Annotated in this window: 16 protein-coding genes and 1 riboswitch; of the genes, 4 read left to right on the forward strand and 12 right to left on the reverse strand. The window is 48.5% G+C overall.

Features of this window, described 5'->3' with window-relative positions; genetic code table 11:
• The first annotated feature begins 19 nt into the window (after positions 1-19).
• Together mnmL and mnmM are read left to right on the forward strand one after the other, a co-directional pair.
• Positions 20-994 carry a tRNA modification radical SAM protein MnmL/YtqA gene (gene mnmL / locus KNO87_RS11925; RefSeq protein ID WP_214795588.1) on the forward strand — a complete coding sequence of 325 codons (975 nt, stop codon included), beginning with the start codon at positions 20-22 and terminating at the stop codon, positions 992-994.
• Positions 948-1,520 (forward strand): tRNA 5-(aminomethyl)-2-thiouridylate-methyltransferase MnmM, encoded by a 573-nt coding sequence (gene mnmM, locus KNO87_RS11930; protein ID WP_214795586.1) that lies wholly within the window; start codon positions 948-950, stop codon positions 1,518-1,520. The genes mnmL and mnmM overlap by 47 nt, the downstream gene beginning before the upstream one ends.
• A 34-nt stretch (positions 1,521-1,554) precedes the next feature.
• Here mnmM and KNO87_RS11935 read toward each other — a convergent pair whose 3' ends face one another.
• Both KNO87_RS11935 and KNO87_RS11940 read right to left on the reverse strand, forming a co-directional pair.
• Positions 1,555-2,268 (reverse strand): alpha/beta fold hydrolase, encoded by a 714-nt coding sequence (locus KNO87_RS11935; RefSeq protein ID WP_214787207.1) that lies wholly within the window; start codon positions 2,266-2,268, stop codon positions 1,555-1,557.
• Between the two features lie 497 nt (positions 2,269-2,765).
• A complete protein-coding gene (locus tag KNO87_RS11940) occupies positions 2,766-3,236 on the reverse strand; it encodes a GNAT family N-acetyltransferase (protein ID WP_214795584.1) in 471 nt (156 codons plus the stop codon).
• Positions 3,237-3,401: 165 nt separating this feature from the next.
• On the opposite strand from KNO87_RS11940, the gene KNO87_RS11945 reads away from it, so the two are divergent.
• Positions 3,402-3,923 carry a hypothetical protein gene (locus KNO87_RS11945; protein WP_214795582.1) on the forward strand — a complete coding sequence of 174 codons (522 nt, stop codon included), beginning with the start codon at positions 3,402-3,404 and terminating at the stop codon, positions 3,921-3,923.
• Between the two features lie 43 nt (positions 3,924-3,966).
• Here KNO87_RS11945 and metK read toward each other — a convergent pair whose 3' ends face one another.
• Positions 3,967-5,175, reverse strand: coding sequence for a methionine adenosyltransferase (gene metK, locus KNO87_RS11950; RefSeq protein ID WP_214787204.1), 1,209 nt, complete (start codon positions 5,173-5,175; stop codon positions 3,967-3,969).
• A gap of 132 nt (positions 5,176-5,307) precedes the next feature.
• Positions 5,308-5,427: riboswitch (SAM riboswitch) on the reverse strand.
• Positions 5,428-5,749: 322 nt separating this feature from the next.
• Here metK and pckA point away from each other — a divergent pair.
• Complete coding sequence (gene pckA, locus KNO87_RS11955; RefSeq protein ID WP_214795580.1) at positions 5,750-7,321, forward strand: phosphoenolpyruvate carboxykinase (ATP); 1,572 nt, start codon at positions 5,750-5,752, stop codon at positions 7,319-7,321.
• A 23-nt stretch (positions 7,322-7,344) separates the two neighbouring features.
• Here pckA and KNO87_RS11960 read toward each other — a convergent pair whose 3' ends face one another.
• From KNO87_RS11960 to KNO87_RS12000, 9 genes are all read right to left on the reverse strand, one after another.
• A complete protein-coding gene (locus KNO87_RS11960; RefSeq protein WP_214787201.1) occupies positions 7,345-8,109 on the reverse strand; it encodes an alpha/beta hydrolase family protein in 765 nt (254 codons plus the stop codon).
• Complete coding sequence (ytkD, locus tag KNO87_RS11965; RefSeq protein ID WP_214795578.1) at positions 8,090-8,563, reverse strand: RNA deprotection pyrophosphohydrolase; 474 nt, start codon at positions 8,561-8,563, stop codon at positions 8,090-8,092. Before ytkD ends, KNO87_RS11960 begins: the two co-directional genes overlap by 20 nt.
• A gap of 99 nt (positions 8,564-8,662) precedes the next feature.
• Positions 8,663-10,015: a glucose-6-phosphate isomerase gene (locus tag KNO87_RS11970; RefSeq protein ID WP_074033493.1), complete on the reverse strand. Its 1,353-nt coding sequence runs from the start codon at positions 10,013-10,015 to the stop codon at positions 8,663-8,665.
• A gap of 106 nt (positions 10,016-10,121) precedes the next feature.
• Positions 10,122-11,285, reverse strand: coding sequence for an iron-containing alcohol dehydrogenase (locus KNO87_RS11975; RefSeq protein WP_214787197.1), 1,164 nt, complete (start codon positions 11,283-11,285; stop codon positions 10,122-10,124).
• A 74-nt stretch (positions 11,286-11,359) separates the two neighbouring features.
• A complete protein-coding gene (locus KNO87_RS11980) occupies positions 11,360-12,352 on the reverse strand; it encodes a Gfo/Idh/MocA family protein (RefSeq protein ID WP_214795576.1) in 993 nt (330 codons plus the stop codon).
• A 101-nt stretch (positions 12,353-12,453) separates the two neighbouring features.
• Positions 12,454-12,846: a S1 domain-containing post-transcriptional regulator GSP13 gene (gene yugI, locus KNO87_RS11985; protein WP_074033496.1), complete on the reverse strand. Its 393-nt coding sequence runs from the start codon at positions 12,844-12,846 to the stop codon at positions 12,454-12,456.
• Between the two features lie 197 nt (positions 12,847-13,043).
• Positions 13,044-14,288, reverse strand: a complete 1,245-nt coding sequence (locus tag KNO87_RS11990; RefSeq protein ID WP_214795574.1) for a lysine N(6)-hydroxylase/L-ornithine N(5)-oxygenase family protein — start codon at positions 14,286-14,288, stop codon at positions 13,044-13,046.
• A gap of 58 nt (positions 14,289-14,346) precedes the next feature.
• Complete coding sequence (locus KNO87_RS11995) at positions 14,347-15,531, reverse strand: aminotransferase (RefSeq protein ID WP_214787191.1); 1,185 nt, start codon at positions 15,529-15,531, stop codon at positions 14,347-14,349.
• Positions 15,528-16,022 carry an Lrp/AsnC family transcriptional regulator gene (locus KNO87_RS12000; RefSeq protein ID WP_214787189.1) on the reverse strand — a complete coding sequence of 165 codons (495 nt, stop codon included), beginning with the start codon at positions 16,020-16,022 and terminating at the stop codon, positions 15,528-15,530. The genes KNO87_RS11995 and KNO87_RS12000 overlap by 4 nt, the downstream gene beginning before the upstream one ends.
• Between the last annotated feature and the right edge of the window lie 2 nt (positions 16,023-16,024).

Below are 16,024 nucleotides of genomic sequence, written 5' to 3' on the forward strand. Positions count from 1 at the left end.
AAGGAAGGAGAGATGCTGAATGAATCCATTTGGTCAAAACCGATATCATACGTTGAATGAAGCGTATCGCCGAGAATATGGAGGAAAAGTTTTCAAGGTCCCACTTGATGGCGGCTTCACCTGTCCGAATCGTGACGGCCGTGTTTCAAAAGGAGGATGTACGTTCTGTTCAGACGATGGGAGTGGTGATTTTGCGGGAAATGCTTGTGATCCGATTCCCGTCCAGTTTGCCGAAGTGAAGGCACGTCTTCACCGAAAATGGAAGAATGCGAACTACATCGCGTATTTTCAAGCATTCAGTAATACGTACGCCCCGGTCGAACGGTTACGTGAGTTGTATGAACCGGCACTTCAAGAAGATGGTGTCGTCGGTCTCTCGATTGCGACACGACCGGACTGTTTGCCAGATGACGTCGTCGCCTATTTGGCGGAGTTAAATGAACGGACTTCACTCTGGGTCGAACTTGGCCTTCAGACCATTCACGACATGACGGCGAAAAAGATCAATCGAGGGCATGATTACGAGACGTTTTTGACCGGACTTGCGAAACTCAGACGCCATAACATCCGCGTCTGTGTCCATATTATCAACGGCTTGCCAGGGGAGACATGTGAGATGATGCTCGACACAGCCCGTGAAGTTGCTAAAATGGACATACAAGGAATCAAGATTCACTTACTCCACGTCTTGAAACACACACCTCTCGCCCGTCAATATGAGAAAGGGTTACTCGAGTTGATGGAGGAAGACGCCTATGTCTCTCTCGTCTGCGATCAACTCGAAAGTATTCCTCCCGACGTTATCGTCCATCGCTTGACAGGAGACGGTCCACCCGACTTATTGATCGGCCCGTTATGGAGTCGTCACAAGATGCAGGTGTTAAACAAGATCCGTGCAGAATTGGAACGACGGGATTCTTTCCAAGGAAAAAAGAAGGATGAGATATATGGGATTAATGAGAGTTCTACCGTTTGCAAAACAATTACTACATGACCACCTCGAGGAAGGGCATGTCGCCATCGACATGACCGCCGGGAACGGTCATGATACGCTATTCTTAGCGAATGCAGTTGGAGAGACAGGTCACGTGTACGCTTTCGATATCCAATCAGAAGCGGTCGCATCGACCCGCGCACGCATCGAAGAAGCCGGTGTCGTTGAACGGGTGACCGTCATTCATGATAGTCACGATACGGTGCAAGCGGTCGTCGCAAACGAGACACGCCCTATCACCGCTGCCGTCTTCAATTTAGGTTATTTACCGGGGAGCAACAAATCCATCACGACGCATGGCAATACAACGATTGCCGCATTGTCTCAATTGTTAGAGGTCATGACCATCGGTGGCGTCATCGTCATTGTCATCTATCACGGACATGAGAGCGGAAAAGTCGAACGAGATGAGGTGCTCCATTATGTGGAGTCGCTTGATCAAAAACAGGCAGGCGTCCTCCGTTACGGTTTTATCAACCAAATCAACCATCCCCCATTCATCGTGGCGATCGAGAAACGGGCATAAGCAAAAGGCGGCTCTTTTAAGAGTCGCCTTTTTGTCACTCCTGAATCAATTCATAAAACGTCATCAACGTTTCCGCAAATTTAGTGTTTAAGCGTTCATATCCAAAATGCGGGAAACCTTCCAATCGACGGATATACACTTGGTCCCCACCAATCTTCCGACAGACGTTCAACGTCAACTTCACGTCCGCGAATTGATCGTCCGGAGCGTAGAAACAAGCGAGCGGAAGTCGTGGTAGGTGCTTCTTCTCCTCTTGATGTTCTACAATCTCTTCTTCAATCTCGCGATATTGCGCATACGTGATTTCACCGAAGCGGGACGATTCCTCGCCGCCACCGGTGAATGTCATCATCCCGAGCGGTAAGTCTGGGCGAAAACGGTCGACAGCACTCGCGACGACTTGTTTCAACCCGCCGATTTGGCGAGTGGCATGCCAATCAAATAAAGGAGAGATATACGTCAAACTCCCTAGCGGCACATCATACTCCTGTAAGAGCCGGTTCGTGAAAAGTGCTCCGAGACTAAATGCCACCACGTGGATCGGAAGTTTATACTCCCCTGCCTCTCGCAACGCTCGCTTGATGAGCTGTTTATGGTCATCTGCCGTCAATCCGACCGACTGGTCCCGAACGACAAGGACTTCATATTCCTCTTGGAGACGTCGAATAAAGTTTTCGCTAATCCGAGACGTGAACTGTAGCGGATACACGATGACGATGACCCCTTTTCGTGCTTCTTCATATGTCATGCTGCCGTCACCTCATTTATCAAAAATAATCGAGAATACTCCCACTTCTAAACGTTCAGGGCAAAGCCCTAGTGAAAGTGGGAGATGAATCGCCTTCGGGCAAGGTGTGTCTTGAGACACATCAATTGCCCGACGATCTTGGCTTGAAAATACTCGGAATCGGGAATAAAAATATGTCATGTTCTTTGAAAACTGAAGATATAGGGTTGTGACAGGAAGTTCGTCTGTCACGTAAAATCTTCAACGTTCACCTTGCGGATGACCGAAGTAGCGAAAACCAAGCAGAGTAGGCATCCGCGGAAAAGAAACTGACAAGATTGACTTTCAACCGTCGGGACGACGGGGTTAGCCTGATCAGGTTCCGAACGTTAGGTCGGATAACTCAGGAATCCTCCATCTCTAAGCAAAGCGTAGGTGGAGGTAGTTCAAAGACTATGTGTATTGTATCAAAAAAACATCAGCCGCAACTGATGTTTGAAGAAAATCCGTCTGGAGGCTTAGCTTGGGTCGTATCGTAAATGAATCAGCTCCATCGGCTGGTCGTACACCTCTTCTTGGATACGATTTACTTCTGTAAACGATTGATGCAAGAGAAAAGCGATCGCTTGGTCATTTGAATTTTCAACGTACACTTCCATCGGTTGTGGTTTTTTTGATTGGAGATAGTTCAAAAAAGCCGCTCCATACCCGTTTCGGTGATAATCGGGGTGAAGATAGAGACGAAGCATCTCCCACATGTCACCGCGATCGATGGCATGACAAAATCCGATGACATCTTCTTCGAACTCGCCCACGATAAAATATTGTTCTCGTGCTTCTTCACTTGAACTGATTGCTCGTACAATTTCTTCTTGTCGATAGGCACGCTCCATTGCTTTCAACCGATTGAAATCATCCTCTGAAATCGTTGCAAGTGCAATTGTCCGAATCAATGCTGCATCTTCTGGAACTGCTTCCCTCATGTTCATGACAGCTTCCCCCTTTTAGCCAATCTATTTGTATCATTCCCTATCACAGCGTTTTTATCCTGCTCTTTCATTTCTTTTTCATGACGATTCATAAGAAAACGTTATGTCCGGATTCGACTAGGGTATAACACTATCAATGCCAATCACATGAAGGAGTGGAACAACATGGAACCAAAATTAGAGCATGACCCGAAAGTTGAACAAACAGAGAATCCAAATCGTCAATTCGACCAAATGGATGCAGGGAGTCCAAAAATCAGCGTTGTGACCGGAATGTTACTCGGTGCGCTCGTCGGTGGTCTCCTCGCCTTACTTAGCTCCTCGAATCGGGAGCAGACGAAACAATCTCTTACAAATGCAAAATCCTCGGTCGGCGGCATCGTCAATGAAGTTAAACAAGATCCAGCCGGAAAAGCATCTCAAGTGATTGAACAGGTGAAGACCGCTTCCGGCAAGATTCAGGAAGTCTCTACAGACGTTCAAAACGTATATGAAAAAGTTGTCGGAGAAGTCGATACGGTCAAAGAAGACGTCAATAAAATCGTCGAGACGGCCCAAGAAGCAAAATCTGATTTACAAGACATCGGTGAAAAAGTCGTCGATGCGAAAGATACCGCACTTGGACAAGAAACAACTTCCACTGATTCGACTTCGAATGACAATAAACAGACGCCACCAACGACTTAACCTAAAAAAACCGACCTTTCCGTGGAAAGGTCGGCTTTTTTGATTACGCGAAACGCTTCGCGCCTTCTTCAAGAACTGCTGCTTTATCTGTTTGCTCCCATGGGAGTTCGATATCTGTACGACCGAAGTGACCGTAAGCTGCTGTTTGCTTGTAGATTGGACGGCGAAGGTCAAGCATCTTGATGATGCCTGCTGGACGGAGGTCGAAGTTCTCACGAACGAGTTCAACGAGCTCTGTTTCGCTCAATTTACCAGTGCCGAACGTATCGACAGCGATTGATACTGGATGTGCTACCCCAATCGCGTAAGCGAGTTGAACTTCTGCTTTATCCGCAAGTCCTGCTGCAACGATGTTTTTCGCTACATAACGAGCTGCGTACGCCGCTGAACGGTCAACTTTTGTAGGATCTTTACCAGAGAACGCGCCACCGCCGTGACGAGCGTAACCACCGTACGTATCGACGATGATTTTACGTCCTGTAAGACCCGCATCCCCTTGTGGTCCACCGATTACGAAGCGACCAGTCGGGTTAATGAAGTATTTCGTTTCAGCATCGATGAGTTCAGCCGGGATGACTGCTTCGATGACATGTTTTTTCAAGTCTTCTTGAATTTGCTCAAGTGTGATTTCTTCAGCGTGTTGTGTCGAGATGACGATTGTATCGATACGAACAGGGTTGTTGTCCTCATCGTACTCGACCGTCACTTGCGTCTTACCATCCGGACGGAGGTATTCAAGCGTACCGTTCTTACGAACTTCAGCAAGACGACGTGACAACTTGTGCGCCAATGAGATTGGGAGCGGCATGAGCTCAGGTGTCTCGTTTGTCGCATATCCGAACATGAGACCTTGGTCACCTGCACCGATTGCATCAAGTTCCTCTTCAGTCATCTGACCTTCACGTGCTTCAAGAGCCTGGTCAACACCTTGCGCGATGTCTACTGACTGCTCGTCAATCGACGTCAAGACCGCACATGTTTCTGCGTCGAAACCATATTTCGCACGTGTGTATCCGATTTCACGGATTGTTTCACGGACAACTTTCGGGATATCCACGTAAGTTGACGTTGTGATTTCACCAGCTACGAGTACAAGACCTGTTGTGACAGACGTTTCTGCCGCAACACGGGCATTCGGGTCTTCCGCTAAAATGGCATCCAAAATCGAGTCAGAGATCTGATCACAAATTTTATCTGGATGTCCTTCAGTAACCGACTCTGAAGTAAAAAGTCGACGGTTCAATTTTGACATTCAAAAAACCTCCTATAATAAGGGTGATATGTGGACGGTACTCGTTCCCCTTACGCGTTGCTTTGGGACGGTAATGAAAAAAACCTCCCCCGATGACATACATGGGGAAAGGTTGAATCGTTCTTCCTTACCCTCTTATCGTTCGAAGCTAATGGCTTCGCTTCAGGATAGCACCTTTTCCGCACAAGACTTCATGTCGGACGGTTGCTGGGCTTCGTAGGGCCTTGTTCCCTCCACCGCTCAGAATAAGAGTATCCGTTACGAAAACCATCATATAAATGACGCTCGATTATGTCAAGGGAATCAGACGAATTCGTAAAAGTTTTCACTGACTTGCAAAACATTTCTGTTTGTGAATTGTCAAACATTTTTTTAATTCGTTTCTGTTTTTTAACACCTTGTGATAAGAGAATGTGATAAACTGTCTTTGTAAGAAAGCGCTTACTTAGAGAGAAGAAACGCTTGTGTTTAATTAGTGTGTCACATATAATTAAAAATGTCATACTGATTAATCGTAATCGCGGAAGTATGCGGATTTCATCCACATCTATTTAGGGGAAAGGTGGGATTCAGGATGGCGACAACGCTCCTGAAAATCGAAGAATTAATTAATGGTGCCGACATGAAACGGAACTTGACAGTTCCAGAACTGGTGGAAGAAGCCATTCAAAACGGTGAAGGTGTACTGACAAAAGACGGGGCTTTATCTGTCAGCACCGGTGCTTTTACCGGACGGTCACCGAAAGACAAATTCGTCGTACAAGATGAAGTCAGCAACAACCTTGTTGATTGGGGAAAAGTGAACCAACCAATCGCAGAAGAGAAGTTTTCAGCACTTCTTGACAAAGTACTCGACCATTTAGAAAAGAAAGATAAGCTTTATTACCTCGAAGCGTCTGCAGGTGCCGATGAGCACTATACGCTACCGGTTCGTGCGATCACAGAATATGCATGGCACAGCCTGTTCGCGAAGCAATTATTCTTACGTGAATGGCCGACGAAAGGTGCGTTCGATCCGTTCACGGTCATCTATGCACCGAGTTATAAAGCAGACCCTGTAGTCGATGGTACGAATTCAGAGACGTTCATTCTCGTTTCATTCGCCAAGCGCACGATTCTGATCGGGGGAACAGAATACGGTGGCGAAATTAAAAAGTCAATTTTCTCCGTCATGAACTTCTTGTTGCCTGAGCAAAACGTATTATCGATGCACTGCTCGGCAAACGTCAATGATGCAAACGAAACGGCCCTCTTCTTTGGATTGTCGGGAACTGGAAAGACGACACTCTCGGCAGATCCGGAGCGCCATTTGATTGGAGACGACGAGCACGGATGGTCACCGGATGGGGTCTTCAACATCGAGGGTGGTTGCTACGCGAAGACGATCAACCTGTCACGTGAGAACGAACCACAAATCTATGATGCGATCCGATTCGGTTCATTGATCGAAAACGTCGTATTAAACGAAGATCGTACGCCTGACTATAAGAACATTTCCTTGACGGAAAATACACGTGCGGCGTATCCGATCGAGTTCATCGACAACGCCTTACTTCCATCACGTGCCGGTCATCCGAATACAATCGTCTTCTTGACGGCAGATGCGTACGGTGTCTTACCTCCAATCAGCAAACTAACGAAAGAACAGGCGATGTATCATTTCTTGTCTGGTTATACGTCTAAACTTGCTGGTACGGAGCGTGGGGTCACAGAACCACAAGCGACGTTCTCGACTTGCTTCGGTTCACCGTTCCTCCCGCTCGCTCCTGAGCGTTATGCGGATATGCTCGGTCAGTTAATTGAAGAACACGATGTGGATGTCTACCTTGTCAACACAGGTTGGACAGGTGGGGCATACGGCGAAGGTTCGCGTATGAAACTCGCCTATACACGTGCAATGGTCAATGCCGCGGTCAATGGTCAACTCCGCGACGTCAAGACGATGAAGCATGACATTTTCAATGTCGAGATTCCTGTAGCCATCGATGGCGTACCGAGTGACGTACTCAACCCACGAGATACGTGGAGCGACCCAGCCCGTTACGACGTAGAGGCAAAAGCACTCGCCATGAAATTTAAAGAGAACTTCAATCGATTCACGAAAGCGAGTGAGTCGATCATCGCAGCCGGACCACTCGTCATCTGACACAAAAAGCACTGACTCGATTTTTAACGAGTCAGTGCTTTTTCTTGTCGCAACATCCAATCCATCGCCTGTTCAGTCGTCTCCCATTTATCCCAAAACGGAAGCTGGTGACCGAACGGAAGCACCCAAAACTCCGCTTGCTCTCCTAATTTTTCGGCGACGGCTGTCGCATGACGCAAGCGAACTTGTTCATCGTCCGTACCGTGGATGAGAAGCGTCGGGGCCACCCACTCCTTATAGAGTGGAGAACGGTCGACATACGCAGATTCTGCCGATTCCGGGTCACCACCCGTCATGCGCCGTAACATCTTCCGCATCGAGCGTTGCTCCTCATATGTCCATTCGAGATTTGTCACGCCAGCCCAGGAAGTAACCGTTGTGACCGGTCGTTCGGAAGCGAGCGAGAGGGCCATCATACCCCCTCTCGAAAAGCCGAGCACATGGATCGGTCGTCCGCTCATGTGGACACGGTCGAATAGCGAAAGCACGTCCTCTAAGTCTTCTCCACCGAAATCTTCTTTTCCAGTCCCACCATGGTTGCCACGATAGACCGGTGCCACGACATGAAAGCCGCGCGAAGCAAACTGCATGAGACGTGGCAAACGAACATCCCCGATCCGTGCCGTCCCGCCTCGTAAGTACATCAATACTTGGCCGTTTGAACGTTTCGGTTCAATCGAATACGCCACGACCTCTTCCCCATCTGTCGTCGTGTACCATCCCCGTGTCACGCGATAACCCGCATATGGTGGGAGGACATCGATTCGATCAAACCAATTTCTGATCATATAGAACCCTTATCGTTTCTGGTAGGACACGATCTTTCATCATGAAGCTGTAGCGTGGATTGCGCAATAAATTGTCCGGCAAGGCATCGATTAAGACAGCCCCATCTGTCTCATCAATGGCAGGATGATCCTCGAATCGCTCAATCTCCGCATAGTAAATGTTTTTGATGACCGTATCGCCACGACCTAGCACACGATACTGTCCTAGATACCGTAACGTTTTGACGATTCCACCAGTCTCTTCATAGACTTCCCGAATGGCGGCATCGTCCTCGTGTTCTCCAGGTTCGACTTTCCCACCTGGAAACTCGAGCCCCCGTTGTTTATGCTTCGTCAATACCCATTTGTCTTCAAAGCGGGCGACGACCCAGACGTGGAGCGGTGTGTCTGAGAACGGATAATGGGTGAAGCTTAACTCGACTTGATTATGATAGTAGTCCTTGAATGTCTTCATAGTCCATCCCTTTCTTTCCCATGTCTACTCTCACTTTACCTTGTCTTCACCTAGTTTCAAACAAAAAAATCGGTCCGACGCGCGGACCGATTCGTTTTCTTATTGATTCAAGCGTTTTTCAAGCTCTGCTTTTTGTTCTTCATAACCCGGTTTACCGAGTAACGCGAACATGTTCGCTTTGTAAGCTTCGACGCCTGGCTGGTTGAACGGGTTCACTCCGAGAATGTATCCGCTCATCGCGCATGCTTTTTCGAAGAAGTAGAACAAGTAACCGAGGTGATACGGTGTCATCTCCGGCAATTCGACGACCAAGTTCGGTACATCGCCGTCAGTGTGTGCGAGAAGCGTTCCTTCTGTCGCCTTGTCGTTCACGAACTGAATCGTTTCACCTGCGAGGAAGTTCAAACCGTCTAAATCTTGAGCGTCTTCTGGAACGTTCATCGAATGACGGACTTCTTTCACACGGATGACCGTCTCGAACAAGTCACGACGACCTTCTTGGATATATTGTCCCATCGAGTGGAGGTCTGTCGAGAAGTCGACAGCCGCTGGGAAGATCCCTTTGTTGTCTTTCCCTTCTGATTCACCGTAAAGCTGTTTCCACCACTCTGACACATAATGAAGAGCTGGCTCGTAGTTGACGAGCATCTCGATCGATTTGCCTTTTGCGTAAAGGGCATTACGGACGACCGCATATTGATATGCTTCGTTCTCAGCCAACTCTGGTGAGCTGTAAGCATTTTGCGCGTCACGTGCACCTTCCATCAAAGCATCGATATCGATCCCTGCAGCTGCAATCGGAAGAAGTCCGACTGGAGTGAGGACAGAGAAACGTCCACCGACATCATCTGGGATAACGAATGTCTCGTATCCTTCTGCGTCCGCGAGCGTCTTGAGTGCACCACGGGCACGGTCTGTCGTCGCGTAGATACGCTCACGTGCTCCATCTTGACCGTACTTGTCTTCCATGAACTGCTTGAGGACACGGAATGCAATCGCAGGTTCAGTCGTCGTTCCTGATTTCGAGATGACGTTGATTGAGACTTCTTTTCCTTCAAGCACTTGAAGCAACTCTCTCATATACGTTGAAGAGATATTGTGGCCCGCATAGAATACTTGTGGTGCCTTACGCTCTTCTTTTGACAATACGTTGAAGAACGAATGTTGAAGCATTTCGATCGCTGCACGGGCACCGAGGTATGATCCTCCGATTCCGACGACGACGAGAACGTCTGAATTCTCGCGAATTCGTTCCGCCGCAGCTTTGATTCGTGCGAACTCATCTTGATCGTATTCGGTCGGAAGGTCGACCCACCCAAGAAAATCACTTCCGGCTCCGCTCCGCTCATGAATCACCGAGTGGAGAGTTTTTACCGTTTCTTGCATTTGGTCGATTTCGTGCTTCCCTACGAATGAGAGCGCGTTTGAATAATCGAAACGTACAGTTGACATGTCATTTCCTCCTTTAAATCGCTCGTAAAAGAGCCATACATGACCCATCATAAACGGAAACGCTAGATTCGTTCAATCATTATTGCAAAATAGGCAAGAATTCGCCTTATTTACTCAATTCAAGAATATGAGCGACATCTTCCCGTTCGAGTGTACGGAAACGACCGAACGCGCCTCGTTTCATCGCTGAATCAAGAATCGCGTCGAACGTCGATTCATCAATATCATAGTCACGGAGTGAGTTTGGTGCGCCGAGTTGGTCGAAGAATGCACGAATCGCTTCGATTGTACGCTTCCCAGTCTCCAAGTCGTTTTCGCCTGGCTCCACATCGAATACTTCTGTACCGAGTCGAGCGAAACGTGCGGCATTGTCTTCGTCCAATACGTGCTCCATCCAACGTGGGAAGAGGATTGCGAGACCTCCTGCGTGAGGGATGTCATGGACAGCAGACACTGCGTGTTCAATGTTATGCGATGCCCAGTCACCAGCAGCACCCATCTGGAGGACACCATTCAATGCCATCGTACCTGAGAATAAGATGATGGCGCGAAGGTCTACGTTTTCCAAATCGTTCACGAGTTTCGGTGCCGATTCAACGACCGCTTTTAACACACCTTCTGTCATGCGCTCTTGTACCGGTGCATGGTTCGGGTGGAAGTATTGTTCGAAACAGTGGCTCATCATATCGACAATCCCGTAAATTGTCTGGTCTTTTGGAACCGAGACTGTATAACGTGGATCAAGGATTGAGAATGTTGGGAAGACGAGTGGGTGACCCCAACCGAACTTTTCTTGTGTCTCCCAGTTCGTGATGACAGACCCTGAGTTCATTTCTGAACCAGTTGCCGCGAGTGTGAGGACCGTCCCGAATGGTACTGCCTCTGTCGGGATGTGTTCACGGAGAACGATGTCCCAAGCATCCCCATCATACGGAATAGCCGCTGAAATCAGTTTCGTACAGTCGATGACTGACCCTCCGCCGACCGCAAGCAACGCATCGACGTTTTCTTCGCGTGCAAATTTGACTGCACGACGTACCGTCTCGATGCGTGGGTTCGGTTCAACGCCTGAAAAATCAACGTATGAGATGCCAGCCTTGTCTAGCTCAGCCACGACTTCGTCGTACGTCCCATTCTTTTTGATGCTTCCGCCACCATAGACGAGCATCACTTTCTTCGCGTCGAGCGCATCGAGTTCTCCAGCTAATTTATCGACCTGATGTGTACCAAAAATCAGTTTTGTCGGGTTTTTGTATTCAAAGTTGTGCATGATTCATCCTCCTCATAGAAATATGTAACACCTACACTATATACCCTGTTTTCAAAGAATGAAAAGTATCGTGCTTACGCGTATATTCGATCGATGATGCGATGAAGAATGACCGCTTCCTCTGCTTGGCGGTAGTTCGGTTTCTCTCGGCATGCTTCGAGAAACAGCTGAATTTGACGTTCGTATGGATTATGCTCCGTCAAATAAGCAGGCCGCTCGTCAAACAGCGCCCCATATTTTTCGGTATGAAGGGTGAGTGGAAACAGACTTGCCCCGGCGTTCGTCCCACGGCACTCGACCCGCATCGTGTCTTCCGCCTCTACATTGGCCATGTAGCTGACATCGAGCACCAAGGACGCTCCCGTCTCGAACGTGATCATCGCCCTTGCCGTATCTTCGACCGATAACGATTCATGGTCCCATTCGCCCATCAAACCAACACCCGGACGGTTCCCTAAATATTGTCCGACATGACCGACGACCGCTTCTGGTTCAGGATAATCCATCAAGTAGAGTGCAAGGTCTAACATATGAACACCGATATCGAGTAGCGCCCCTCCGCCCTGAAGCTCCTTGTTCGTGAACACACCCCATCCTGGAATGCCGCGACGACGTAGCGCAAGTGCCGTGGCCGCATAGATATCCCCAAGTTCTCCCGCATCAATCATTCGCTTTAAGAGAACCGTATCGGCGCGGTGACGATAATGAAACCCATAGTGGAGCGTTTTTTCGGCTCGTTTTGCAACTTCTAACATCTCGATTGCTTCTTTCTCTGAGATGCCTGGTGGCTTCTCGCAGAGGACGTGACACCCTGCTTCAAGTGCTAGAATCACCTGCTCTTTATGTAAGGCGTTCGGTGTACAGATGCTGACGGCATCGAGCTGTTCCTTTGAAAGCATCTCCTCGACCGTCTCATAGACGTTCGGGATTCCAAACTCCCGTGCGACACGTTCCCCGTTCGCCCGTGTCCGGTTCATGACCGCTACCACATCCATTCCTGCTTTTACATAATTCGGAATGTGGGCACTCGTCGCAATCCCGCCCGTCCCGATGATACCAATCTTCATATGATCTCCTCCTGTTCGGTTTACAGTTTCGTCACACGGTCCGTCGATTCCTGTAAAACACAAAAAAGGTGACCCGTTTAGAACGGGTCACCTTCGAACACTTACTTCTTGAAGTTTGTGTTTTTGATCCAGTCTTCAAGTTTGTCTTTGAGGACTGTGAATCCTGGAGCTTCTTCTTGCTTGAAGTTTGAAGATGCTTCGTTGCGGCGTGGCGCACGACGAGCTGGCTTCGCAGACTTCTCGCGTTTTGGAGCTTCTTGAGTCGCTTTCATTGAAAGCTTGATCTTTTTAGAAGCTTCGTCCACTTCAAGGATTTTCACTTCAACTTCTTGACCAACTTGAACGTAATCGTTTACGTCTTTTACGTAGTCGTGTGAGATTTCTGAAATGTGTACAAGACCTTGAGTCTCGTCATCGAGTGCTACGAAAGCACCGAAAGGTTGAATTCCTGTTACTTTACCTGTTAATACTTGATCTTTTTCGTATTTTGCCATTACAAACAACTCCTATGCTAAATTCATCAACTTACTATAACATACTTTTTTCGATAAAGTGTACAAATTAGTAAAAAAGATTATTTTTGACGTGTTGTCATGTTTTAAAGTCGAAGTGCGGGGTAAATACAAATCAAGCAAGACTTCAAGTATTCCCCCCTGATTCCGCTAGGCGACTCGCCTAGCCCTTTTTTTGTTTAAAATGTCGTGAACGGCTTTTGATGGCGAATCGGATAGACCGTTTCCCCAGCCATCTCGTTCAACATCACCGCATTTCGGTATACGGCCATCCCTAGATTCGTCGCAGCGGGTCCATGGGAATGTTCCAAATTCGTATGCGTGAACAATTTTCCCTTCAACGACTCGCTCATGACCACCTCGTACGTATCATGAACAGCCCACTCACCCTCTGCTTCCCATACAATCGGGAGCTTCTCGACCCAAGTCGGAATCACTGGACGGTATCCCGTTGCCACGACAACAAGGTCATACTCCTTCTCAAACACTTCTCCTGTATATCGTTGCGTCCCCTTTAAGTGATGCTTCAACCAATCATAGGAAATGGATTCTACTTCGACTTGCGTTAGCATCTCTGCTCGCTTTGGTTCACCTTCTGCGGTTCGATGATAGAGCGCCTCATAAATCGCCGTCATCGTTTCCGGGTTGACACCGTGGCGGAAGCGTTCAAATGTCCGAAGTAATTCCTGACGCGATGCGTACGACAGACCATGAAAATATTCGACATAGTCCACACTAAAAATCTCGTCCCCGAGCTTCCCTGCTTCGAGTGACTCGAAATGATCAGAACGCGTGATCCAATCCACGCGTTGTTCATCCGTTGCTTCACGGAATAAATCAAGGAACACCTCTGCAGCACTCTGCCCACTGCCTACAACAGCAACACGATATCGGTCTCGAAGCACGTCTCGATATGTCAAATAATCGCTCGTATGGATGACTTGTTCAAAACCGTCTGGTACGAACGGTGCGGCCCCTGTACCAAGAACGATGTGCGTCGCGCGTACGTGAGTCGTTTCACCATTCGATTCGATCGTCACGAGAAATCCATCTGGTTCGACTTTCACATCCGTTACTTCGTGATCGAAGTGGATGGTCGATAAGCGTTCGGTCACCCATCGCAAGTAGCGATTGTACTCTGTCCGAGGAATCTTATCTTGTTCTTGCGTGATGAACGTCTGAAGACGCCCCGTCTCACTCAAGTAATTCAGAAAACTCGATGGATTTGTCGGATCCGCGAGCGTGACGAGATCTTGCAAGTAATGTGTCTGCATCGTCATCCCTTCGATGAGCATTCCTTCATGCCACATCATTTCTTCTCGCTTTTCAAAGCAAATCCCACGTAACGTCGTCTTTTCGGCAAGGGCCATTAAACCAAGATTATAAGGCCCACATCCGATTGCAACAAAGTCAACTTGTTTCATCTTCTTCACCTCGCCCGTCTTTTCCCCTTCATTATATCGCTAAAACGCCAAAAGACTCTCACGAATGAGAGTCCTTGACCGCTGCGACTTCGAATTGTTGCATAAATCGATGAATACGACGAATCGCTTCTTGCAACTGCTCGAGCGATGTCGCATAGCTCGCCCGAACGAATCCTTCACCGCTTTCACCAAAGGCGTTCCCTGGAACGACGGCGACGCGCTCTTCAAGCAAGAGACGTTCCGCAAATTCCTCACTCGTCAATCCAGTATGGCGAATCGACGGGAACGCGTAGAAGGCACCACCCGGCACGTGTGTCGGAAGACCGGCCTCATTCAGCGCCTGGATGAAATAGTTCCGTCGTTGACGATAGCTCTTCACCATGTTCGGCACATGTTGATGACGCGAACGAAGTGCCTCGAGTCCACCGAATTGAACGAGCGTCGGTGCACACATCATCCCATATTGATGAACCTTCAACATTTCCCTCGTCACGACTTCAGGCGCGCAGGTGAAACCGAGGCGCCATCCGGTCATCGCGAACGCTTTCGAGAATCCGTTGATGACGATTGTCCGGTCCCGCATATCGTGAAGTGTCGCAAAGCTTGTAAATGCTTCGTCATAGCAGAGTTCCGCATAAATCTCGTCACTGACGACCCAAAGGTCATATTTGGTCGCGAGCTCTGCGATTTGAGCGAGCTCATCGCCGTTCATCGTCGCCCCCGTCGGATTCGATGGGAAGCAGAGAAGAATCGCCTTTGTCCGTTCGGTGATGACACGTTCAACGTCATCCCGGTCGAGACGAAAACCATTTTCCGGGCGACAAGCGACAGGAACGACTTTCCCGCCTGCCATCTCGATGAGCGGACCGTATGATACGAAGGCCGGTTCGACGACGATGACCTCATCCCCTGGGTTCAGGAGGGAACGGAACGCGATATCGAGCGCTTGTGAAGCACCTGTCGTCACAATCAATTCCGTCGTCGGATCGTATTCGACTGAGAACCGTTCTTTCATATAAATCGCAATCTCTTCTCGCAATTCGATGAGTCCCGCATTGGCGCTGTATGCTGTATACCCTTGTTCAAGGGCGGCATAGCTTGCTTCTCGAACGTTCCATGGCGTGATGAAATCCGGTTCTCCCACCCCGAGAGAGACCACATTTTCCATCGTCTGTGCCAAATCAAAGAAACGACGAATGCCTGATGGTTTCATCGAGACGACTTGATTCGATAATGACTTCATGGTGTGATGTTCAACCGTTTGTCTTCAGTTTGTGGGGTGAACAAAATCCCGTCGTGCTTGTACGTCTTCAACTTAAAGTGTGTCGTCGTCGATAAGACCGAGTCAAGCGGTGACAACTTGTCAGAGACGAACGAAGCCACGTCTTGGAGCGAATTCGCCTGGATGACGACTTGGAGATCGTAAGCACCTGACATCAAATAAAGGGCCGTCACTTCCGGGAAACGATAAATACGCTCGGCCACATCGTCGAATCCACGCCCCCGTTTCGGCGCAACTTTGACGTCAATAAACGCCGTGACATCGTGCCGATTGATTTTTTGCCAATTGACCATTGCTCGGAATCCAAGTAAGATCCCGTCTTGTTTGAACTTCTCGAGCATCGACTCAATCGTCTCTTCATCGAGCGCCAACAAATCAGCCAACAGTTTCGTCTCTAGGTAGCCCTTCTCTTCCAACAGCTCTAATAGTTCTAGTTCTTTTGATGAATACATAC

Origin of the sequence: Exiguobacterium sp. s34 (genome assembly GCF_018617435.1) — a bacterium.
GTDB lineage: Bacteria > Bacillota > Bacilli > Exiguobacteriales > Exiguobacteriaceae > Exiguobacterium > Exiguobacterium aestuarii.